Source organism: Gilliamella sp. X-23 (genome assembly GCF_057063545.1).
The window spans coordinates 94,861-118,680 of the sequence record NZ_JBXSQG010000004.1; the positions used below are offsets into that span (position 1 = coordinate 94,861).

A 23,820-nucleotide genomic window follows, 5' to 3' on the forward strand; every position below is an offset into this window, starting at 1 on the left:
AAATATTTAATTAGCGTAATTTTAATTGAAAAATCATGCATTCAGCACCACAACAAAAAGTGAATTTAGCAGTTAATTTAAAACCATTGTTAACCTTTTCAAGGCGGCTTGTGATTTCACATGGTTCAGTTGCAACATCTTCGGCTGCTTGGGTCAATAAAGCTAATTTGGCTTGAGCTTCTGACTCTGTTGCAAAAACGTGATCATACTCTGCGCTACAATCTTCGTTGTCAATGATTGTGCCAACATCCACACAACAACACGCTGCAGTTTCGTTTGCTTTACATTTGTTTAAAGAATCTGTCATTCTATACCTCAATTTCCTAGTTAATATTGCTAACAGTATACTCTCAATCATAACTTAGGGCAAAATGCTATTATTTCAGTTAAAGTAATACAATTAAGAACCTCTATTTTTTAATAACTATAAGTTAAATAGAACCAATATTTGATTAGCATTGATTATATGACTCTACTGGAAGGGACTGGTAATAATACGTATGAAATGAATAAAAAAACCTTTGCCACTTGGGCAAAGGTTAGTCGAACTAAAATTTAGGTGCTGAAGGGCGACCACGTTTTTTAGCGCCCGCTTTATCTGATGCATCAAATTTATTGCTTTTACGCCCACGCTTAGCATCAGAGGATGCTCCGCTAACAAGACTCATTTTCATTGGCTGATTAAGCACTCTTACTTTTTCAAAGTGTTTTAATATGTCTTTTGGCATCCCTTTTGGCAATTCAACTGTAGAGTAAGTCTCATAAAGCTTAATATTACCAATATAACGACTACTAATATCGGCTTCATTAGCAATAGCGCCAACGATATGACGAACTTCTACACCATTTTCTTTACCAATTTCGATACGATACATATCCATGTCGCCTACATCGCGACGTTCACGACGTTTTGGTGTTTCACGGTTATCCCCACGTAAACGACGTTCTCCTCCACGACCATCAAAATCACGGGTATCTCGTGATGGTTTAAATACAGGATCAGGTGGAAGAATGAGTGGACGTTCGCCTTGAGCTAATTTTAATAATGCTGTTGCTAATGTTTCCAGATCAGTACCACTATTAGCCTGTATTTGTGATAATAAGGTTTGATATTGTTCTAAATCACTACTTTCTAACTGTTTTTGAACTTGCTGGGTAAACTTAGCTAGACGACGTTTTTCAAGTAATTCTTTTGATGGTAATCCAATTTCTGGAATTGGCTTTTTAATGGTGTGCTCAATATTTTTAAGCAAACGACGTTCACGACTATCAACGAATAAAATAGCACGTCCAGCACGGCCAGCTCGTCCTGTACGACCAATACGGTGAACATAAGATTCAGAATCCAATGTAATGTCATAGTTAATCACTAAGCTAATGCGTTCAACATCTAAACCACGAGCAGCAACATCTGTTGCAATTAAAATATCTAAACGCCCATTCCGTAAACGATCTAATGTTTGCTCACGTAATTGTTGTGTCATATCACCATTTAATGCAGCACAACTATAGCCGTGTTTTTCAAGTACTTCTGCCACATCTAAAGTAGCTGATTTTGTTCTAACAAAAATAATAGCAGCATCAAAATCTTCTGCTTCTAAAAAACGAACAATCGCTTCATTTTTACGCATACCGCGAACAAGCCAATAACTTTGGTCAATATCAGGTGCTGTTTGATTAGTACCTTTAATTTGAACTTCTTTTGGATTATTCATAAATCGTTTAGTAATACGACGAATAGGTGCTGGCATCGTTGCTGAAAATAATGCTGTTTGATGATTTTCGGGAATCGTTGCCATGATGCTTTCAACATCATCAATAAACCCCATCCTTAGCATTTCATCAGCTTCATCAAGCACTAAACCCTTCAGATTAGAAAGATCTAGTGTTTTACGATTAAGATGATCTAACAAACGACCAGGTGTACCGACTACAATCTGTGGACCTTGTTTCAACGCGCGTAACTGAACGTCGTAACGTTGACCACCATATAAAGCAAGTACTTTTATTCCCTTCATATATTTTGAATATTCAGAGCAGGCATCTGCAACTTGCATAGCCAATTCACGCGTTGGTGCTAGAACTAAAAGTTGTGGTGCTTTTAAGTTTGCATCAATATTCATTAAAAAGGGAATTGAAAACGCAGCAGTTTTACCGCTACCCGTTTGTGCCATTCCTAATACATCGTTCCCCTTTAATAATAAAGGAATACACTCTGTTTGGATTGGTGATGGCTTGCTAAAACCAAGATCATTTAATGCGTTAAGAATATCTTCGGATAAACCAAGGTCAATAAAAGAAACTTCTGTTGTCATGTAAACTCGCTTATAAATTTTGAATATATAAACTTGCTTATTTAGTTAACAAAAAGATTGATGATTATTAACTAACACCAATTTTAATATGTCTTATTTTTGCTAAACCAAATAAAGAAAGCAGATATAAATTTATGCCAGCTCACTAAATTGAAAATTTACAACTCACCCCAATAACTAACTGCCAATATAACTCCAACAATTATCCAATATAGAAACAATATAAATTTTAAGATAATTGATATATCTAAGATAAAGCTAACTACATTATCAAATATTAAGAATATATTATTGGCAAATCAGAACTACGCTATAACAATATTTTCACTTTTAAAACTGGCATGACCCTTGTTACTTTTCTTTCTCTTCAAGTAACTTTATTTCATAGAGTGCCTGTTGATGTTCAACATAGTTATAAATATTATTAGCTAAAGCATATTTAAATAACATTTTGGCACGCTCATTGTCACCTTTACTTTGATAATACTTACCTAAGTAAAAGTAGGCTTCACAAAGGCGTTCGGCTAACTGCCGATTATTTTCAACACCTTGCTGAAGATTCTGCATTAATTTAGACTCGCTTATTTTGCCTAAATAAAATGCAATAATATTGCCACTATAAATCGTTTTATCATTAATCAGATCATAACGTTTTTGTAGCTCATTTTGGGCAACTTTATTGTTGATTTCCTTCTCAATCAAATAAAGCCATAAAATCCTGATGGGTTCATTCACATCATATTGATAAAACTGTAATGCATCGCGCTTAGCGGCTTGATAATGCCCTGTACGATATAATGAAATTGCACGATTTAAGTAAGCATAAGCATAAGTAGGATCAAGCTCTAACGTTGTATTAAACGATGTTAAAGCTTCATCAAAATTACCTTCTCTGAGCGCATAAGTACCCAAAAAATTATAAATATCCGGGATTTCTGGATTAAAATTTAACAAATACGAAAAATCACTTTGTGCAAAAGCTTTAAAACCTAATGAATCGTAAACAATACCACGCTCAAAGATAAGTTGCATTCGCGTTACAGTATCAAGATCTTTTCTTGATAACTGTTGGCTGATCTGAGCAATTTTTAATTCGTCATCATATGAAACTTGCTCAGGAACAGCCAGCAAAGGCTGAGAGTTAGAACAACCCGACAAAAGAATAACAGCTAGCAAAAAGCAGTATACAATCCTCAGGTTGAATAATTTCACTTTTACCCCCTAGAGTGAATCACAGTTTTATTCTGCAGTCGGAGCTAAGTCTTCTGCCGACTCAACAGCATCTTTCATGCTTAACCGAATTCTGCCTTGACGATCAATTTCGAGTACCTTCACATTCACTTCTTGGCCTACTTTTAAATAATCAGCCACTTTTTCGACTCGATGATCAGCAATTTGAGAAACATGGACAAGTCCTTCTTTTCCGCCAATAACAGATACAAAAGCACCAAAATCAACGATTCTAGTAACTTTCCCTGTATAAATTTTACCAATTTCGACATCAGCAACTAAATTAGTAATACGTGCCATTGCATCTTTAGCTTTATTGCCATCTGAAGCTGCAATCTTAACTGTACCATCGTCAGTGATTTCTATAGTAGTCCCTGTTTCTTCAGTTAAAGCTCGAATAGTTGCCCCACCTTTACCGATAATATCGCGGATTTTGTCAGGATTAACATTCATCGTATAAATGCGCGGTGCAAATTCAGAAATTTCTTGACGAGGTTTATTAATTGCTTGCTCCATTACACCTAAAATGTGTAAACGTGCACCTTTTGCTTGATTAAGCGCTACTTGCATAATCTCTTTAGTGATACCTTCAATTTTGATATCCATTTGTAATGCACTAACACCTTCACGCGTACCTGCTACTTTAAAGTCCATATCACCAAGATGATCTTCATCACCAAGAATATCTGACAATACCACAAATTGATCGCCTTCTTTGACTAGGCCCATCGCAATACCAGCAACAGATGATTTAATTGGCACGCCAGCATCCATAAGCGCAAGTGAAGCTCCACAAACAGAAGCCATTGAAGATGAGCCATTTGATTCAGTAATTTCTGATACCACTCGGACAGTATATGGAAATTCTTCACGACTTGGCATTACTGCCGCAACACCGCGTTTGGCTAAGCGACCATGACCGATTTCACGACGCTTTGGTGATCCAACCATACCTGTTTCGCCAACAGAATATGGAGGAAAATTGTAATGAAGTAAGAAACGTTCAGTATATTCACCCGTTAGTTCATCAATAATTTGTGCATCACGTTCTGTACCTAATGTTGCCGTGACTAATGCTTGTGTTTCACCACGTGTAAACAGTGCACTACCATGCGTTCTTGGTAAAACACCCGTGCGGATATCAAGTGCACGAATCATATCTTTTTCACGACCATCAATACGAGGTTCGCCCGCAATAACACGCTTACGAACAATTTGGCTTTCTAAATCGACGATAATATTAAGCACTTCGTTTTCATCAATCTCTTCATTTTGTTCTTTTAGTGCGGCTAATACTTCTTCTTTGATTAAATCGATTTGAGCATAACGCGCTTGTTTTTCGGTTATACGATAAGCTTCACCTAAACGTTCTTTAGCGAGTTCAATAATGGCATTATATAATACTTCGTTTTTAGCTGGTGCTACCCAATCCCATTTTTCACAATTGGCTTTTTTTACAAATTCATTAATATTATCAATAACAACTTGTTGTTGTTCATGACCGAATACCACCGCCGCTAACATTTGATCTTCAGTAAGTAAATCAGCTTCAGATTCAACCATTAATACTGCACTTTTAGTTCCAGCAACCACTAAATCTAAACGACTTGTAGCAAGTTCTTTTACAGATGGATTTAATACAAATTCATCATTAATAAAACCAACACGCGCAGCACCAATAGGGCCATGGAATGGCACACCTGATAAGCAAAGCGCAGCAGAAGCACCAATCATAGCAACTAAGTCTGGGCTCACATCTGGGTTTACTGAAACAACGGTTGCAATAATTTGGATTTCATTAACAAATCCTTCAGGGAATAATGGACGAAGTGGACGGTCTATCAAACGTGCAATTAATGTTTCGCCTTCACTTGGGCGACCTTCACGTTTAAAAAAACCACCGGGAATTCGCCCTGCTGCATAGGTACGTTCTTGGTAATTGACTGTTAGTGGAAAAAAGTCTTGACCTTCTTTCACTTTTTTATTGGCAACAACGGTAACAAATACGGCGGTATCATCCATATTAACCATAACCGCGGCAGTTGCTTGACGAGCCATAATGCCTGTTTCTAAAGTAACAGTATGACGACCATATTGGAATTTTTGATAAGTCGGATTAAACAAAATAATGTCCTCTTGTTATTTATTATGTTGAAGTTTGATATTTCGACAGGAAGCAGCATTATGCTGCACTTATTGATATTCTCTTCAACAATGTGGGGATAAATTCAACAAAAAGATTATTTCACTGTCACGACTAATGACAAATCTATAAATTATAGAGCTCTCATTAGTCGCGCGAAACATGAGATACAATCTTTACTTTGTTGACTTCATAAAATATTAATTTTTTCGAGCTCTGTATTATATCAGAGTGCCAATTTTTCACAACGAAAAAGAGGCCTAAGCCTCTTTTCAAGTAGATGATGAATTAGCGACGTAAACCTAGCTTTTTAATCAATTGGCTGTAACGTTCAATATCTTTACGACGTAAATAATCTAATAATTTACGACGGCTAGACACCATACGTAATAGACCGCGACGGCTATGGTGATCTTTTTTGTGCTCAGAAAAATGACCTTGTAAATCATTAATACGTGCAGTTAAAAGAGCAACTTGAACTTCAGTTGAACCTGTATCGTTAGTACCACGACCATATTCAGCAACGATTTTCGCTTTAGCTTCTACAGTTAGAGACATAATAAACCTCTTCAAATAAATATAAAATATGGAATGACCGATCTCTAATTCAGACATTCCTCAATATTCATATAGAAATATATGAACTGCATAATTATACTGAAATTTGTTAAAATAGCAATTTGATTTACTTAGTTAACCACAAGATTTACTTTAGTTCAAAACCATACTCCTCTTGAATGAGTTTTTTTAATGCCTCAATATAATTTTGAGCAGATAGACTCAATTGAGCTTTTTGTGATGTGATCCAACCAATTAAGATTTTTTCATCTACATCTAAAGGTATTGATAAAATATCAGAACCATTTAAATCCGTACTTAACACCCCTGTACTAATGGTATAACCATTAAGTCCATGCAATAGATTAAACAAAGTTGCCCTATCACTCACATGAATACTTTTTTTATGGTACACCGTACTTAAAATCTCTTCTGAAAAATAAAACGAATTATATTCTCCCTGCTCGAAAGAGAGATAAGGATAATCCTCTAAATCATCTAATGTTAATGACTTCATTCCCGCTAATGGATGATGAGTACTAATAAATACATGAGGATGCGCTTCAAAAAGTGGATTAAATGTTAATCGATGTTCTTTCAGTAGTCGCAAAATTACCTTTTGGTTAAAATCAGTCAAATATAAGATGCCAACTTCGCTGCGTAAATTGGCGACGTCGGTGATAATATCATATGTTCTTGTTTCTCTGAGTGTAAACTCGTATTCATCCGTATGATTTTTTTTTATTAAATTAACAAAAGCATTGACCGCAAAAGCATAATGTTGGGTAGATATACTACATAGCTGCTTAGAAGGTGCTTTTTTTGAATAGTGTTGTTCCAATAACTCAGCCTGATCTAAAACTTGTTTAGCATAACCTAAAAACTCAACACCATCGGTCGAAAGAGAAACGCCTTTGGAGGTACGTACAAAAATTTCAATACCAAATTCAGCTTCTAAATCTTTTACCGCCGTTGATAAACTCGGTTGTGTAATGTACAAATTTTTAGCTGCCTCATTAATTGAGCCTGAACGTGCAATTTCTAAAATATAACGTAGTTGTTGAAGTTTCATAATATCAGTTAATGCCTTAACACAAACTATCTTGCTGAGCACAAATATATACTAAATGATATTAAAGTGAAGTAAATAATTGTTATCGTTTTTATACTTAAACAAATACTTTTATGAAAATTTTTAACAACGACTTTATTGCACTTCTGTAAAATAGTGATTAAAAACAAATGTTAATAATTAAAATGGTGAGCAATTAAAAGAAGTTTTCGTAAATTAATTTTATACTCATAAGCGTTGAAACAGTAATTAGCATTGGTCTGATTAATTTGCGACCTTTAGCAATGACCATCTTAGCACCAAGTCTTGCACCTATAAATTGACCAACTAACATGATAAGTCCAATTGACCATATCACTTCGCCACCAACAATAAAAAACAGTAAACCGGCTAAATTTGAAGTGAAGTTTAATACTTTGGTATGCGCTGTCGCTTTAGTTAAATTAAAGCCAGCCAGTGTAATATAAGCTAACGCATAAAATGAACCCGCGCCAGGACCAAAAAATCCATCATAAAAACCAATTCCCAAAGCTGGTATTAGTGCAAATTGGATAAGTGAAAAGCGACTTTTACAATCGTTTTCACCAATGGTTGGAGAAAGTAAAAAATAAAGTCCCACGCCAATGGTTAAAATAGGCAGTAATAGCTTTAAAAAATCAACTTGGACATGCATAACCGACAATGTTCCAACTGCCGATCCAACAAAAGCAAACATGATTGAACACTTTTGCTGCTTTAAATCGACCATTCGCTGACGGATAAAATATAAACTAGCAGAAAATGAACCACCACAGCTTTGTAATTTATTGGTCGCCAAGGCACTGGCTGGCGGCAATCCAACAGCAAGTAAAGCGGGCACAGTCAATAAACCACCGCCACCTGCAATTGAATCAATAAAACCAGCTAAAATAGCAATAAAAAACAGTAAAATAATTAACTCATAAGTCATAGCGAATTGACATCATTACATTGAGCACGATAGCGAAGATAATGATCCATTAGCACTATAGCAACCATCGCTTCAGCGATGGGCACAGCTCGTATTCCTACGCATGGATCATGTCGACCATGGGTCGATACTTCAACAGTCTCGCCATGGATATTGATTGATTGCCCTGCAATTTCAATGCTTGGTGTTGGCTTTAAGGCGATACTGGCTAATATCGTTTGTCCTGAGCTAATCCCCCCTAAAATACCACCAGCATGGTTAGATAAAAAACCTTGCTTAGTTATTTCATCTCGATTTTCACTGCCTCGTTTATTAACAACCGCATAACCATCACCAATTTCAACGCCTTTCACTGCATTAATACTCATTAACGCATGTGCAAGTTCAGCATCTAATTTGTCAAATACGGGTTCACCAAATCCTACTGGAACGTTTTCGGCAACAATACAGACTTTAGCACCAATTGAGTCACCTTCTTTTTTCAGTGTTCTGAGCAACTGATCAAGTGCTTCTAATTTGCTTTCATCAGCGCAAAAAAATGGGTTTTTTTCAACTTGTTGCCAATCTTTTAATTCACATTTTACATCGCCCATCTGAGCCAAATAACCACGAATGGTTATGCCAAGCTTTTCTTGCAGATATTTTTTTGCAATCGCGCCAGCGGCAACACGCATGGCAGTTTCACGAGCAGAAGAACGACCACCACCACGATAATCGCGTATACCATATTTATTTTGATAAGTATAATCTGCATGGCTTGGTCTAAAGATATCTTTAATTTTGCTATAATCTTGAGAACGTTGATCGGTGTTTTCAATAAGTAATCCAATACTTGTACCTGTTGTCACACCCTCAAATACACCTGATAAGATTTTGACTCGATCGGCTTCTCGGCGTTGAGTAGTATAACGAGATGAACCAGGTCTACGACGGTCAAGGTCATGTTGCATATCTGATTCAGTTAATGCAAGTCCAGGTGGAACACCATCGACAATACACCCTAATGCTACACCGTGTGATTCACCAAATGTGGTCACTTTGAATAATTTTCCGATTGAGTTTCCAGCCATAATAAATTTATTCCAATTATTGAAAGCAGCTTATTTAAAACAGTAATGATATTGAATCAACTCTTCACGAGTGATCGCAAACACGCCCAGACCACCATGCTTAAATTCAATCCAATTAAATGGGACATTTGGATATTGTTGCTGTAAGCTAATCCAGCTATTGCCAACTTCACAGACTAATATACCCGCTGGTGCTAAATAATCTATCGCATCTCGTAAAATTGTTTTTACCAAATCTAAACCATCAAAACCCGCCTCTAATGCTAATTTAGGTTCATATAAAAACTCATCTGGTAAATCACTCATATCTTCACTATCAACATAAGGTGGATTTGTGACAATTAAGTCATATTGTTTTACAGGCACATCATTAAATAAATCTGACAAAATAGGCGTAACTCGAAAATCCATTTCGTGCATTTCAATATTTGTTTGTGCAATATCTAATGCTTCTAATGAAATATCGGTGATATCAACTTGAGCATCAGCAAACTCATAAGCACAAGCAATACCAATACAACCGCTGCCTGTACACAAATCTAAAATATTTTTAGGCTCAGCGAATATTAGCTGTTCAAAATGTTTATTGATGAGTTCACCAATAGGAGAGCGAGGAATTAATACACGTTCATCAACGTAAAAAGAATGGCCACAAAACCAAGCTTGATTAGTCAAATAAGGGGTTGGTACACGATCTTTAATTCGTTTTTGAATAACATCAAAAAGTTGATTTTTTTCGTCATTAGTCAAATTTGCGGAATAAAATTCCGTAGGGATAAACAACGACAACCCCAATGTTGCTAAAATTAGTTGTTTAGATTCATCAATAGGATTATCCGTACCATGCCCTAAAAAGACATCCGATAGATTAAGTTGCGATGCTGTCCAGCGTATAAAGTCCTGAACTGTGCGTAAGTTTTCCATAATGACTCCAAATGCTTTAGGAGAGGAAGGCGTTACTTGTCATTCTAGGCGACTGCCTTCAATGGGGTTTTGCTAAAGTAACCTTGACAATATACTTCTAACAACAATATTGAACCTGATGTTCGACCCTTTAATGACTAAATATGGCGGTGAGGAAGGGATTCGAACCCTTGATACGTTGCCGTATACACACTTTCCAGGCGTGCTCCTTCAACCACTCGGACACCTCACCTAATTATTAGCACCTGCTTTTTTAAGCAGGTTGCATACTATAATAATCACGAAATAATTAATCAAGCTTTTTTAATTCATACAAACAATGATACCAAAAGTTACCAAAACAGCTAGCACCCCCGCTGTTGCGATCAATGCATATTTTAAATCTGAACACATTTTATTATCTCCAATTATTTTTTATTAATTAGCTTTTTCGATTGGCAAATCAAACGAAATAATATTGTTAATAGAACCATTACTTTCAATTTTTGGATATTTAGACGCAAAATCAAGAAGTATCTCGATCGATTCATCTAAGTAAGCATCGGGTTGTTTATAATCCTTAGGTAAATCATCTAATTTAGAGATCGATGGTAAACCTGCTTTATTTAAACGTTCATTCATTCTTTTTAAACTACGTTCATCATTAATTTTTTGTTCTGCTTCTCTTTGTTTCTTATTCAACGAAACAATATATTGATGATCTTTTTTATCATTAAACATTTTAATATCTTCATCAATATAAATAAATTCAGGATTTTTTGAAATCCTAGCCAAATGTTGCGATTCTAAATCAGGTAACAACGACTTGATATTGGCAAGAGTCAAATAATTAGCTGATGGTATTTTATCCCAAGGTAACGCATTATCTAAGAATCGTTCACCTGTCTCATCAACATATTTCACTCTATTCATTTCAATGTCAGGCTCAACACCTTTTAATTGTGTACTACCGCCATTAATACGATAAAACTTCTGTATAGTGTATTGAGCACCACCTAGTTCAGGCCAATTTGGATGTAACCTTGCATCAACTGGATAGGAAATGTTACGAGATGTTTGTACGGTACCTTTACCATAAGTCGTTTCACCAACAATTAATGCACGTCCATAATCCTGCATAGCGGCAGAAAATATTTCTGATGCTGATGCACTATAGCGATTAATCATCACAACAAGTGGACCAGTATATTCAATACCTTTATTTTTATCATCATAAGTAATGACTTTTTGCAAATTATCTCGAACTTGAACTACAGGCCCACTATCAATAAACAAACCAGTTAAAGTAATAACTTCAGCTAATGAACCACCACCATTATCACGTAAATCAATAATTAAACCTTGCAAATTTTCTTTATTCGCTTTTGATAAAAGAGACTCAACTTTTTCGGTTAATCCCATGTAGAAACTAGGTATTTCAATAACCCCTACTTTACCGCGCTGATTATCCATGATCTTCAATTTCGCTTCACGATCTTCAAAATGAATTTTATCACGAGTAAGCTCAATGACTTTGGCCTTACTATTATTACCTGCAGGTAAAATTTCTAACTTAACTATAGTACCTTTTGGTCCACGAATTTTATCGACAATATCATCTAAACGCCAACCAATAACATCTTCAATCGCCGAATCACGTTGACCTACACCAATAATTTTATCTCCAACTGTCAACTGTTTGCTTTTTTCAGCTGGTCCTCCTGTCACAAAAGACATAATCACAGTATAGTCATCTTGCTGGCTTAATGTTGCTCCAATACCTTCAAATGACAAACTCATTTCAGAATCAAAATCTCGTTTTTTGCGTGGCGCTAAATAGCTAGTGTGAGGGTCAATTTCTCTTGCAAATGCATTCATAAATATTTGAAAAGCATCTTCATTATTTGATTGCATTACTGTTTTTAAAACGCGATTGTAACGTTTAGTTAATATTTCACGGATCTCTTTTTCGTTTTTTCCAGATAAAGATAAATTCAACTCGTCATATTTAACTCGTTTATCCCAATAGACATTGAGTTCAGTTTCAGAAGTAGGCCATGCAATTTCTTCACGATTAAAATCAACTTCATCGCTAGTAGAAAAATCCATAGGTTGTTGTAAAACTTCAAGAGCGTATTGATAACGGTTATAACGTTTTTGCAAAAAGAGGTTATAAATGTCATAAGCCGTTTTTAGATTACCATCAATTAATTCCTGACCTAAAGATTCTTGTCTATTTCGAAAGCTATCAACATCACTTTGAATAAATAAAGATTTATTGCTATCTAATAATTTGAAATAGCGATCAAAGATCTTAGAAGAAAAAGCACCATCTAAAGCAAAATTACGATAATGTGACTGAGTAAAAAAATTTGTCACACGCTTAGCAACAACTTGGTGAATCTCATCTTGCTTTAAAATAGGTATTTGTTCTTTTGCTTGCGTTTTTGCCTGAGCGTTTTGGTCAAAAATACACAAAACAAGGCTAAATGTAATAATACCTTTCAGTAATTTATTCATTCAAATTCTCTATTTATTGATAATATATTCAGGTTTAACCGTTAATTCCATACCTGAACCAATTTTTACTTTAATATGTTCTTTTTCAATATTAATTATTTGTACTTTTATAGGTTTATTACCTACTATAACTTTAACAAAATCACCATTATTTAAAGATTTAACTTTTTTAGAAGGCGCTTGAGTAGTTTTACGTTTTCCTTTTGCTTGTTCTTTAAAACGTTCTTTAGCCTTTTCTTTGCTCTCTTTTAATTGTTGTTGAGCATGATCCATCTGTTCTTGGTTAATGATTTCATCAGGGTTGCCATCTAAATCAATACGATTAGCGCCTTTTTTTATACTATACAAGTAACGCCAACTCATTGTGTATGAACGCAATGCAACACGAAGTTTAGTTTTACTTAATATTTGGCAACCATCTAAACGAGAAATAATATCTTGAAAAATCCCAATCTTTAATGGTTTTGCTTCACCCTCAAGGGTAAAACAATTTGGGAATTGTTGAGCTAAATAAGCAATAATCTCTTTACTATTTGTTAATTGAAACTGATTTTCCATTGGTTATCCCATAGCAACTAAATTTTACTAGCGTTAAAGTATATCGCAGCTTATATAATAACACTAACTATCTTTTTTTCGTTCATTAATAATTGTTATAACATCCTAAATACTATTATAAAAACATTCTATTTTAGAATACACAATGAAATATTGAACTTACTGTTTTTAGTATTAGAAAAGCATAACATAGATACTTATGGTTATAAACTAAGAGAGATTAAAAAAAGAAAAACATAACAATTAGCCGAATTATCTTTTTTAAGCACATCTTAGTTACTCCATATTGAACGTTATCAAACATATGATATTATCAACTCACATTTTTAATAACCTAACAGGCAACTATACCATGAAAAATATAAAAAAATTTATTATAATTCTATGCTCTACACTTACCCTATCCGCATGCGCACAAAAAAATTTTATTGAACAAGGCTCTCCACTTAATAACGAAAAAGTAAGCAAAATTGTTGAAGGTTCGTCCACCGAATCTCAAATTTTATCTATATTTGGAGAACCTACAAGTAAAAAAATCCTTAATAATAACGAAACACAATGGACATACCAATATACTAAAAAAAGCTCAACCAGTCATATGTTAATTGGTGAAACACAATACAATATTCTTGAAGGCAAGCTCGATATTATTATTTCTAAAGGCGTTGTAACTTGGTTTAATTATGACGAAAATCAAAAACAAAAAAAATGGTAATTAAATTAAAGTAATATTATTACTATAGCACATCATTAAGATGTGCTATTCATTTCATGTATCATCTTTATTATATAATTCTATTTATCTTAAAAACATTTAAACATCATTCATTTATTCTCTAATGATCATACAGTTCTGGACAAAATTGTGCTTTAGTTTATACTTATTGATGAAATTAACCAGACAATCGCTGCTTTGTTGTTCTTTATTAGTGGAGATAAACAGAGGGGAGGAAAGTCCGGGCTCCATAGGGCAGAGTGCCAGGTAACGCCTGGGGAGTTTTGGCGAGAGCTAAAATTCACGACTAGTGCAACAGAAAGTAAACCGCCGATGGCTTATTTTATAAGATCAGGTAAGGGTGAAAGGGTGTGGTAAGAGCACACCGCGCAACTGGTAACAGTTGTGGCACGGTAAACTCCACTCGGAGCAAGGTCAAATAGGGATTCATTGGCGCGGCCCGCGTTGAATCCGGGTAGACTGCTTGAGCTAATGCGTGAGCATTAGCCTAGAGGAATGATTGTCCACGACAGAACCCGGCTTATCGGTTAATTTCACTTTCTATTTTTTATTGTGGTTTGATGTCGCTTTAGATTGTCTTTTATTATTTATCGAGCGTTTGACAGCAAGAAAAACTGAAAATAGCAATCCTAATACCAATAAAAAAACAGGTATTAACATTAGCAAAGACATAATTTGCTTTTCATACTCTTTGAAAATTGGCGATAATCCAAATAAATAACCTAACGTCACAATCAAGAAAATCCATAATGTTGCACTGATCAAATTATAGATATGGAATTTTCGACTATGTAATCCTGATAATCCTGCCATCATTGGTAATAATGTACGTACGAAAGCAATAAATCGTCCAATAAATAGCGCCTGTAATCCATACTTATGGAATAATACTTCAGATTTATGATGATATTTTTCAGGAATATGCGCCATCCAACCTTGTACAAGCTTAGTATTGCCAAGCCACAAACCTTGTGCATAACCTAACCAAGTTCCTAAAGCTGCGCCAGCAATTAAAATAAGATTAATTAGACCAAAATGAAATACATTTTGACTAATTAGTACACCTGTTAAGAATAATAGGCTGTCTCCAGGCAAAAAAGCTGCTGGTAAAACGCCATTTTCTAAAAGGATAATAACAAACAACATACCATATAGTGCCCATAGCACATTAGGATTTGAGAGCGTTGCAATATCCAAATTAATAAACGCATGATAAAGTGTAATTATTGTTTCCATCTATTTTGAAATCCCATTAATGTATCGTTATTAGTGATTAATGGTACCACCAACGGTCAAATTATTCACTTTTAAAGTAGGTTGCCCAACCCCAACAGGAACACTTTGGCCTGCTTTACCACAAACGCCTACACCTGAATCTAGTTCAAGATCATTGCCTACCATAGATACTTGTTGCATGGTTTCAATACCAGAACCAATTAGTGTTGCACCTTTTACTGGCGTTGTTATTTTACCCTTTTCAATCAAATAGGCCTCTGAGGTTGAAAAAACAAACTTACCGGAAGTGATATCAACTTGACCACCAGCAAAATTAGGTGCATAAAGCCCGTAATCAACACTGCTAATAATATCGTCAAAAGATGAATTCCCCGCCAGCATATAGGTGTTTGTCATTCTTGGCATAGGTAAGTAAGCATACCCTTCACGACGCCCATTGCCCGTTGAATGCGTATTCATCAATTTTGCGTTGAGTTTATCAAACATATAGCCCTTTAAGATACCATTTTCAATAAGGACTGTTTTTTGGCTTGGTGTACCTTCGTCATCTATAGAGAGTGATCCTCGGCGATTTTCGATCGTACCATCATCGACAATGGTACAAAATTCTGAGGTAACTTGTTCACCAATTTTTCTGGAAAAAACTGAACTATTTTTACGATTAAAATCACCTTCTAACCCATGGCCTACAGCTTCATGTAATAATACCCCGGGCCAACCAGCCCCTAAAATAACAGGCATTGTTCCAGCAGGTGCAGCTTTCGCTGAAAGGGATACGAGTGCTTGGCGTACGGCTTCTCGCGTATAACTATCAGCGTAACTTTCTGATGTTTTTGGATTGATTGTTAAGAAATATTCATATCCAAATCGCCCACCACCACCACTACTGCCACGTTCACGTTTACCTTCTTTTTCAACTAAAACAGAAACAGATAAACGAACTAAAGGGCGAATATCAGCACATAATGTACCGTCTGTTGCCACAATTAAAATATCTTCATAACTTCCAGTTAAACTAGCAGAGACTTCAATAACCCTAGGATCAAGTGAGCGAGCTAATTGATCAATATGTTGCAACAGCGAAATTTTTTGCTCTTGAGAAAACAAATTAATCGGATTGATTGATGGATATATTGACACTGTTTGAGTAGTTCTAAATGGAGTCACAGCGATGGATGTTTGTAGTGTGGTGATTGAGCTTGCCGCTAATACACTTTGTTCCAAACGCGCTAATGAAAGCTGATCAGTATAAGCAAATCCCGTTTTTTCACCAACAATAGCTCTAACTCCAACACCTTGATCTCGATGGAATGAAGCATTTTTTATAATGCCATCTTCAAGTAACCAGCTTTCATAATAGCCAGATAAAAAATACAAATCACCAAAACAAATTTGCCTTGAACTTAGCATATCAAGTAAATGCAAAAGATCTTGTTGGTTTAGATTATTTGGATTGAGCAATCGTTCACTCACTTGAGTTAGTGTCATAAATTCCTTAAATTTTAATTGTGGATGCAAGTTTTTTTGATGATCATACAAGTATTTGATCATAATATTTTTTTGCCTTTAATATTTTTATAATCAAACATTTGGTAACTACATTAATACCACATCGTATTGTTCTTGAATATAAAGTGGTTCAATCTTTACTTCAACACGTTTACCCACAAACACCTCAACTTCAGCTAAAGCGTGAGACTCATCATTAGTTAAAGCATTAGCCACAGCAGCAGATGCATAAACCAAAAAATACTCTGAGTGATGTGCTTTATAAACACGAACTATTTCACGTAAAATTTCGTTGCAAACTGTTTCTACAGATTTGACCATACCACGGCCTTTGCATGCAGGACATTCTTCGCATAAAATATGTCCTATACTTTCACGCGTTCGTTTGCGTGTCATTTCTACTAAGCCTAAAGTAGAAAATAAATTAACAGTAGTTCTAGCTCTATCTTTAGATAAAAAATCTTGGAGCGATTGTAATACTCGCTCACGATGCAAATCCTCTTGCATATCAATAAAATCGATAATAATAATGCCACCCAAATTACGCAAACGCAATTGTCGAGCAATTGCTATTGTTGCCTCAATATTGGTATTAAAAATAGTTTCCTCTAAATTACGATGACCAACAAATGCACCAGTATTAATATCAATTGTCGTCATAGCTTCAGTTTGGTCAATAATTAAATATCCGCCAGATTTCAATTTTACTTTACGATCTAATGCTCTTTGAATTTCGTTTTCGGTATCATAAAGATCAAAAATCGGAATATTACCTCGATAATGTGATAATTTACTAGTCACTTCGGGCATAAATTCTTGCGTAAACTCAACTAATAAATCATAAGTTAATTTTGAGTCTACCAGAATTCGTTCAATAGGATCACCCACAAAATCACGTAATACACGTTGTGATAATGCCAATTCACCATAAACTAGATTTTTACTTACTGGTCGAGCCATTCTTTCTTGGATTTTACTCCAAAGACGTTTTAAAAAATTGGCATCTTGCTCTAATTCATGAGCATTTGCGCCCTCTGCAGCCGTTCTAACAATAAAACCACCTTCGGCTGTCACATATTGTTCAACAATACTTTTTAGTCTTTCACGCTCTTGTTCACTTTCTATCCTTTGCGAAGTAGCTACATGAGCAGAATTAGGTCCTGGCATTAATACTAAATAGCGCGACGGCAAAGTAATATCAGTTGTTAGCCTCGCTCCCTTTGTTCCCAGAGGGTCTTTAACCACCTGCACCATTAAGTCCTGTCCTTGACGAACAAGTTCAGATATGTCTTTTACTTGAAATTGTTCTTGTTCAGTATCTGATACACACTCTGTATGGGGCATAATATCAGATGCATGTAAAAAAGCTGCTTTCTCAAGACCTATGTCTACGAAAGCAGCCTGCATACCAGGTAAAATACGGATCACTTTGCCTTTATAGATATTCCCAACAATACCTCGCCTAGATTCACGATCCACATGGATTTCTTGTAATACACCATCTTCAATATAAGCGACTCTAGTTTCGGATGGCGTTACATTCATTAATAATTCAACAGACATAAAATTCCTTTTAATTGATGGCAAAACTTCGTCTTATTAATCGTAAAAATAAATAGATCACAACCCATAATAAGCCATCAATACAGCTTGATAGTAAAATCAATGGCGATATTGTTATAGTATGATAAATACTAACTTGAAATACAAACACAAGTAAATTGTAGCACACCGAAATACCAAAAATAATAAACGACTGTTGCCATAAAGCTAAATTACGTATCAATTGGAATTTAAAAACAAGTAAATAAGCAATACATGAATAAATAAAAGCATGTACCCCCAAGATTGAACCGGAACACAGATCTATTACGATTCCAAATATAAAAGCAGTCCCAATTCCAATTCGATGAGGAAGAGCAATTAACCAATAAGCAAAAATAAGAATCAGCAAATGCGGTTTAAACATACTATATGATGGTGACCATGGAATAATTTGCAAACATAAGCCAATTAATAGCGTTATCCAAATAATCAATATCCGATTACGACCCCTCATGTTTTACCCCTTGATTTCCCCACAATAACAATAAATAGCGTAAACGTTTTAAATCTGCTGTTGGTGTAGCCGAAATAATTGGAGTTGAATCAGTAATATCAAGTTTTACTGAACTTACTATTGCTACTGGATAACCTTCTGGAAAACGACCGTCAAGTCCTGAGGTGACTAAAACATCTCCTACTTTTATATCAACATTATTAGGCAAAAACTCTAATGTTAAATCATTACTACATCCGTTACCCACAGCAACCATACCAATATCGTTTCTTAGCACTTGTACCGGTATTGCATGCTGATAATCACACACTAAAATAGCGCGACTAGTTGATTGAGCAGTTTCATAAATTTGTCCGACTATCCCTTTTTCATCAACTACTGGCTGGCCGACATAAACACCATCTTGTTTACCTTTATTTACAACGAATTGATAAACATAAGGATCTGTATCAGCAAGCAATACTTGTGCTGCCATTTTATGCTCATCAGGCCTTAATGGAGAACCAAGTAATTCACGAAGCCTAGTGTTTTCATGTTTTAAATGTTCAAGCAATAATAAATCATTTTTTTGTTGCAACAAGTCTGCACGCAATTTTTCTTTTTCACTGATCAAGGTTTCTCTTGTTTTTGTCATCTCGTAAAGAGAATCCAATGATGACTTTGGCGCATTCGACACATGATAAAGAGGCGAAATGATAGTATCTAAATAATAACGAATTTCTTTAAATGGTCGATAGTTGACATCTAATACAATTAGTACTAAAGCTAATGCTAAAAAAGTAAATAATTGTACACTGAGGGGGGAACGTTTAGAAAAAAGTAATTTCATTGTCCAGTACTTACCTGTTTTATGCTCAAGATCTAATTATTTTAAGATACGACTCCGCCGACAATGTCGGCGGATGAAAATATGAGATATTTACTTACTAATCGTTTCACCAATATGAAATTTAGCAACGATTAAGGTAGCAATTACTCTTCACTAAATAGATCTCCACCATGCATGTCAACCATATCTAGCGCTTTTCCACCACCTCTTGCAACACATGTTAATGGATCTTCAGCCACTACAACATGAATACCAGTTTCAGCCGATAATAATTTATCAATATTACGTAATAAAGCTCCACCACCAGTTAAAACCATACCGTGCTCTGAAATATCAGAAGCAAGTTCTGGAGGACACTGCTCTAACGCCACTTTAACTGCACTGACAATGCCGCTTAAAGGTTCTTGTAGCGCCTCTAAAATTTCGTTAGAATTTAAAGTAAAACTGCGAGGCACGCCTTCAGCAAGATTACGTCCACGGACTTCTATTTCAAGCACTTCATCGCCAGGATAAGCACTACCAATAAAATGTTTGATTTTTTCAGCTGTTGCTTCACCAATCAAGGCACCATAATTACGACGAACATAGTTAATAATCGCTTCATCAAAGCGATCCCCGCCAATACGCGCAGATGCAGAATATACAACACCATTTAATGAAATAACTGCCACTTCTGTAGTTCCACCACCAATATCAACGACCATTGAACCTGTTGGCGCAGATACCGGTAAATCAGCACCAATAGCAGCTGCCATTGGCTCTTCAATTAAATATACCTCACGAGCACCTGCGCCTAATGCTGACTCGCGAATAGCACGACGCTCAACTTGTGTAGCCCCGACAGGAACACAAACAAGTACACGGGGGCTTGGCCTTAAAAAACTATGGCTATGAACTTGGCGAATAAAATACTGTAGCATTTTTTCAGTAACAGAAAAGTCGGCAATAACGCCATCTTTCATTGGTCTAATAGCAGCAATATTACCAGGCGTCCGCCCTAACATCTGTTTCGCAGCATGCCCAACAGCAGCAACACTTTTAGGTGTGCCTGTGCGATGATCTTGGCGGATCGCTACAACTGAAGGTTCGTTTAATACAATACCTTGTCCTTTTACATAAATAAGTGTGTTTGCTGTACCTAAATCGATCGATAAATCATTTGAAAACAAGCCGCGAACTTTTTTGAACATAATAAAAACTCTTCCTAGAATAAATCTTGTTTAAGTATATTTTAGTATTTAAAAATAAACCATGGAATCAAAAAATATATATTTTCAACTTTATCCAAGCTAAATAAGATATTATTTAACCTTTTTAAACCATAGCCAAACCCAATAATAAATCACTTCTGTTATTGTATCGCAATTATAAAATAATACCTAGAAAATAGTATAACAAGTGTTTGTAAAGGAGATATATAATGACAAATTCAATTTTACAGTGTATTCTTCCGCGTTAATGTTGAGTTACAACCTTATTTTGGCGAAAATAACACTTTTAGCTGATAATAAGGATACATTAAAATCATTGTTACTTATATCAAATAAACACGGTGTAATTCATGGATATACGCAAAATTAAAAAATTAATTGAATTAGTTGAAGAGTCAGGTATTTCTGAACTTGAAATTTCTGAAGGTGAGGAATCAGTTCGAATTAGTCGTTCTGCTCCTACTACAAACTATTCGGCGCCAGTACAAAATATTCAAATTCCTCAACCTGCTCCTGTCGTTGTAGCCCCAACAGCTCAAACTGAAGTCGTAACAGAGACTGTTGTAACTGATGGAACAACAATCAAATCCCCAATGGTTGGAACTTTTTATCGTACACCAAGTCCAGAATCAAAAGCTTTTGTTGAAGTTGGTCAAACAGTAAATGTTGGCGATGTACTTTGCATTGTTGAAGCGATGAAAATGATGAACCAAATCGAGTCAGAAAAGGCTGGTACAATAAAAGCAATCTTGGTTGAAAATGGTCAACCAGTTGAATTTGATCAGCCACTATTCATTATTGAATAATCTGAATTTATTAATGACTATACGATTAAGAGATTGAATATGCTTGATAAAATTCTTATTGCGAATCGTGGAGAAATAGCTCTACGTATATTACGAGCATGTAAAGAACTTGGAATTAAAACTGTTGCAGTTCATTCTACGGCAGATAAAGATTTAAAACATGTATTACTAGCAGATGAAACCGTCTGTATTGGCTCAGCAGCTTCCGTAAAAAGTTACCTTAATGTGCCAGCACTAATTTCAGCTGCTGAAGTAACCGGTGCTGCTGCTATTCATCCAGGATATGGATTCTTATCTGAAAATGCGGACTTTGCTGAGCAAGTTGAGCGTTCAGGCTTTATTTTTGTTGGTCCAAAACCCGACACCATCCGTTTAATGGGCGATAAAGTATCGGCGATTCATGCCATGAAAAAAGCCGGTGTGCCTTGTGTGCCGGGTTCAGATGGACCACTAGGTAGTGATATTGAAGCCAATAAACAAATCGCTAAACAAATTGGCTATCCTGTGATTATTAAAGCTTCTGGTGGCGGCGGTGGTCGCGGTATGCGTATTGTTCGGGAAGAAAAGGATCTTGAACAATCCATCAAAATGACCAAATTGGAAGCCAAAACAGCTTTCAATAATGATATGGTTTACATGGAAAAATTCCTTGAGAACCCACGTCATATCGAAATTCAAGTACTTTCTGATGGTCAAGGTCATGCTGTTTATTTAGGTGAACGAGATTGCTCAATGCAAAGACGTCATCAAAAAGTGGTAGAAGAAGCACCAGCACTTGGCATCACACCTAAAATGCGTAAATTCATTGGCGAGCGTTGCGTTAATGCATGTATTGAGATCGGCTATCGTGGTGCAGGTACATTCGAATTCTTATTTGAAAATGGCGAGTTTTATTTCATTGAAATGAATACCCGTATTCAAGTAGAGCATCCAGTTACCGAAATGGTAACTGGCGTTGATTTAATAAGAGAACAAATTTTGATCGCCGCAGGCAAACCACTGTCAATTAAACAAAGTGATATTGAAATAAAAGGCCACGCGATTGAATGCCGAATTAATGCTGAAGATCCTAAAACCTTTATGCCATCACCAGGAAAAATTACCCGTTTTCATGCACCAGGTGGCTTTGGTATTCGTTGGGAATCACATATTTATGCTGGTTATACTGTCCCACCTTACTATGACTCAATGATTGGTAAATTAATCGCTTATGGTGAAACACGCGAAGTTGCCATTGCGCGGATGAAAAATGCCTTAGCAGAGCTAGTGATTGATGGAATCAAAACCAATATTGATCTTCATATTGAAATCATGAATGATGAAGGCTTCCAAAAAGGTGGTACCAACATTCATTACTTAGAAAAGAAATTAGGCATTTATGAGTAACAAAATAATCCCTATCTATTAGGGATTATTGCTATATTTAAGTATCAATAAGGTATGGGTAGATATAAATGAAAAATTGGAAAAAAAGTGCTGAAGAAATTTTAACCATGGGACCTGTTGTTCCGGTTATTGTGATTGAACGTATTGAAGATGCTGTACCGCTAGCCAAAGCGCTCATTGCTGGTGGAGTAAAAGTACTAGAGGTGACGTTACGAACAGCTTGTGCAATTGACGCAATAAAGAAAATCATCAAAGAAGTTCCTGAAGCTGTGGTTGGTGCAGGAACAGTGACAACTGTTGAACAACTAAAACAAGTCACCGAAGCTGGCGTTGAATTTGTCATCACTCCTGGTATTACTGACGCTATTTTAAAAGCTGCGGTTGAAGGTCCTATCCCTGTTATTCCTGGTATTGCAACTATTTCTGAACTATTAACAGCACAAGAATATGGTCTAACGGCACTAAAATTCTTCCCAGCTGAAATCAATGGTGGCGTTGCAGCATTAAAAGCTTTTGCTGGCCCTTGTGGATATATGAAGTTCTGTCCTACGGGGGGAGTAAACCCGAAAAACTATCGCGATTACCTTGCGCTTGATAATGTACTTTGCGTCGGTGGCACTTGGTTTATTCCAACCGATGCAATTGCAAAAGGAGATTTTGCTAAAATTACGGAAATGACAAAACAAGCTGTTGCTGGTGCACAATAACTGCTATTATTCCGCCGATATAA

22 protein-coding genes, 1 tRNA gene and 1 other RNA gene are annotated in these 23,820 nt (G+C 35.7%); 5 read left to right on the top strand and 19 right to left on the bottom strand.

Annotated features, from left to right (window positions below):
- Nucleotides 1-10 precede the first annotated feature (10 nt).
- The 13 genes from ACYH9I_RS04090 to proQ all read right to left on the bottom strand — a co-directional run bounded on the left by ACYH9I_RS04090 (nt 11) and on the right by proQ (nt 13,318).
- Nucleotides 11-307, bottom strand: coding sequence for a YfcZ/YiiS family protein (locus ACYH9I_RS04090; protein WP_483559131.1), 297 nt, complete (start codon nt 305-307; stop codon nt 11-13).
- Between the two features lie 241 nt (nt 308-548).
- Entirely contained in the window at nt 549-2,315 is a 1,767-nt protein-coding gene (locus ACYH9I_RS04095; protein WP_483559132.1) for a DEAD/DEAH family ATP-dependent RNA helicase, read from the bottom strand.
- Nucleotides 2,316-2,666: 351 nt separating this feature from the next.
- A complete protein-coding gene (nlpI, locus tag ACYH9I_RS04100) occupies nt 2,667-3,527 on the bottom strand; it encodes a lipoprotein NlpI (protein ID WP_483559134.1) in 861 nt (286 codons plus the stop codon).
- A 27-nt stretch (nt 3,528-3,554) separates the two neighbouring features.
- On the bottom strand, nt 3,555-5,669 hold the full coding sequence (gene pnp, locus ACYH9I_RS04105; protein WP_483559135.1) for a polyribonucleotide nucleotidyltransferase: 2,115 nt from the start codon (nt 5,667-5,669) through the stop codon (nt 3,555-3,557).
- Between the two features lie 307 nt (nt 5,670-5,976).
- Nucleotides 5,977-6,246 carry a 30S ribosomal protein S15 gene (rpsO, locus tag ACYH9I_RS04110; RefSeq protein WP_065567223.1) on the bottom strand — a complete coding sequence of 90 codons (270 nt, stop codon included), beginning with the start codon at nt 6,244-6,246 and terminating at the stop codon, nt 5,977-5,979.
- Between the two features lie 148 nt (nt 6,247-6,394).
- Entirely contained in the window at nt 6,395-7,318 is a 924-nt protein-coding gene (locus ACYH9I_RS04115) for a LysR family transcriptional regulator (RefSeq protein WP_483559138.1), read from the bottom strand.
- Nucleotides 7,319-7,514: 196 nt separating this feature from the next.
- Nucleotides 7,515-8,267: a TSUP family transporter gene (locus ACYH9I_RS04120; RefSeq protein WP_483559140.1), complete on the bottom strand. Its 753-nt coding sequence runs from the start codon at nt 8,265-8,267 to the stop codon at nt 7,515-7,517.
- Entirely contained in the window at nt 8,264-9,337 is a 1,074-nt protein-coding gene (gene aroC / locus ACYH9I_RS04125) for a chorismate synthase (protein ID WP_483559142.1), read from the bottom strand. Before aroC ends, ACYH9I_RS04120 begins: the two co-directional genes overlap by 4 nt.
- 30 nt (nt 9,338-9,367) lie before the next feature.
- Nucleotides 9,368-10,261 carry a 50S ribosomal protein L3 N(5)-glutamine methyltransferase gene (gene prmB / locus ACYH9I_RS04130; RefSeq protein WP_483559143.1) on the bottom strand — a complete coding sequence of 298 codons (894 nt, stop codon included), beginning with the start codon at nt 10,259-10,261 and terminating at the stop codon, nt 9,368-9,370.
- Between the two features lie 144 nt (nt 10,262-10,405).
- Nucleotides 10,406-10,493: transfer RNA gene (locus ACYH9I_RS04135), tRNA-Ser, on the bottom strand.
- Nucleotides 10,494-10,564: 71 nt separating this feature from the next.
- A complete protein-coding gene (gene cydH / locus ACYH9I_RS04140) occupies nt 10,565-10,654 on the bottom strand; it encodes a cytochrome bd-I oxidase subunit CydH (protein ID WP_483559145.1) in 90 nt (29 codons plus the stop codon).
- A 24-nt stretch (nt 10,655-10,678) separates the two neighbouring features.
- On the bottom strand, nt 10,679-12,760 hold the full coding sequence (gene prc / locus ACYH9I_RS04145) for a carboxy terminal-processing peptidase (RefSeq protein ID WP_483559147.1): 2,082 nt from the start codon (nt 12,758-12,760) through the stop codon (nt 10,679-10,681).
- 9 nt (nt 12,761-12,769) lie between these two features.
- Nucleotides 12,770-13,318, bottom strand: coding sequence for an RNA chaperone ProQ (gene proQ / locus ACYH9I_RS04150; protein ID WP_483559149.1), 549 nt, complete (start codon nt 13,316-13,318; stop codon nt 12,770-12,772).
- Between the two features lie 352 nt (nt 13,319-13,670).
- Here proQ and bamE point away from each other — a divergent pair, with 352 nt between their 5' ends.
- Both bamE and rnpB read left to right on the top strand, forming a co-directional pair.
- Nucleotides 13,671-14,033 carry an outer membrane protein assembly factor BamE domain-containing protein gene (gene bamE / locus ACYH9I_RS04155; RefSeq protein ID WP_483559150.1) on the top strand — a complete coding sequence of 121 codons (363 nt, stop codon included), beginning with the start codon at nt 13,671-13,673 and terminating at the stop codon, nt 14,031-14,033.
- 174 nt (nt 14,034-14,207) lie between these two features.
- Nucleotides 14,208-14,593, top strand: an RNA gene (rnpB, locus tag ACYH9I_RS04160) — RNase P RNA component class A.
- Nucleotide 14,594: 1 nt separating this feature from the next.
- On the opposite strand, the gene ACYH9I_RS04165 is transcribed toward rnpB, so the two are convergent.
- From ACYH9I_RS04165 to ACYH9I_RS04190, 6 genes are all read right to left on the bottom strand, one after another.
- A complete protein-coding gene (locus ACYH9I_RS04165) occupies nt 14,595-15,290 on the bottom strand; it encodes a DedA family protein (protein ID WP_483559152.1) in 696 nt (231 codons plus the stop codon).
- A 30-nt stretch (nt 15,291-15,320) separates the two neighbouring features.
- On the bottom strand, nt 15,321-16,778 hold the full coding sequence (gene tldD, locus ACYH9I_RS04170; protein WP_483559220.1) for a metalloprotease TldD: 1,458 nt from the start codon (nt 16,776-16,778) through the stop codon (nt 15,321-15,323).
- A 108-nt stretch (nt 16,779-16,886) separates the two neighbouring features.
- Nucleotides 16,887-18,362 (bottom strand): ribonuclease G, encoded by a 1,476-nt coding sequence (rng, locus tag ACYH9I_RS04175; RefSeq protein ID WP_483559154.1) that lies wholly within the window; start codon nt 18,360-18,362, stop codon nt 16,887-16,889.
- Between the two features lie 10 nt (nt 18,363-18,372).
- A complete protein-coding gene (gene mreD / locus ACYH9I_RS04180; RefSeq protein ID WP_483559156.1) occupies nt 18,373-18,858 on the bottom strand; it encodes a rod shape-determining protein MreD in 486 nt (161 codons plus the stop codon).
- Nucleotides 18,845-19,687, bottom strand: coding sequence for a rod shape-determining protein MreC (mreC, locus tag ACYH9I_RS04185; protein ID WP_483559157.1), 843 nt, complete (start codon nt 19,685-19,687; stop codon nt 18,845-18,847). Before mreC ends, mreD begins: the two co-directional genes overlap by 14 nt.
- Nucleotides 19,688-19,830: 143 nt before the next feature.
- Nucleotides 19,831-20,877, bottom strand: coding sequence for a rod shape-determining protein (locus ACYH9I_RS04190; RefSeq protein ID WP_160400374.1), 1,047 nt, complete (start codon nt 20,875-20,877; stop codon nt 19,831-19,833).
- Nucleotides 20,878-21,248: 371 nt separating this feature from the next.
- Between ACYH9I_RS04190 and accB the strand changes: the two genes are divergently transcribed.
- The 3 genes from accB to ACYH9I_RS04205 all read left to right on the top strand — a co-directional run bounded on the left by accB (nt 21,249) and on the right by ACYH9I_RS04205 (nt 23,797).
- Nucleotides 21,249-21,704: an acetyl-CoA carboxylase biotin carboxyl carrier protein gene (gene accB / locus ACYH9I_RS04195; protein WP_160430128.1), complete on the top strand. Its 456-nt coding sequence runs from the start codon at nt 21,249-21,251 to the stop codon at nt 21,702-21,704.
- Between the two features lie 39 nt (nt 21,705-21,743).
- Nucleotides 21,744-23,090 carry an acetyl-CoA carboxylase biotin carboxylase subunit gene (gene accC / locus ACYH9I_RS04200; protein ID WP_483559159.1) on the top strand — a complete coding sequence of 449 codons (1,347 nt, stop codon included), beginning with the start codon at nt 21,744-21,746 and terminating at the stop codon, nt 23,088-23,090.
- A gap of 68 nt (nt 23,091-23,158) precedes the next feature.
- A complete protein-coding gene (locus ACYH9I_RS04205) occupies nt 23,159-23,797 on the top strand; it encodes a bifunctional 4-hydroxy-2-oxoglutarate aldolase/2-dehydro-3-deoxy-phosphogluconate aldolase (protein ID WP_483559161.1) in 639 nt (212 codons plus the stop codon).
- The last annotated feature ends 23 nt before the right edge of the window (nt 23,798-23,820 follow it).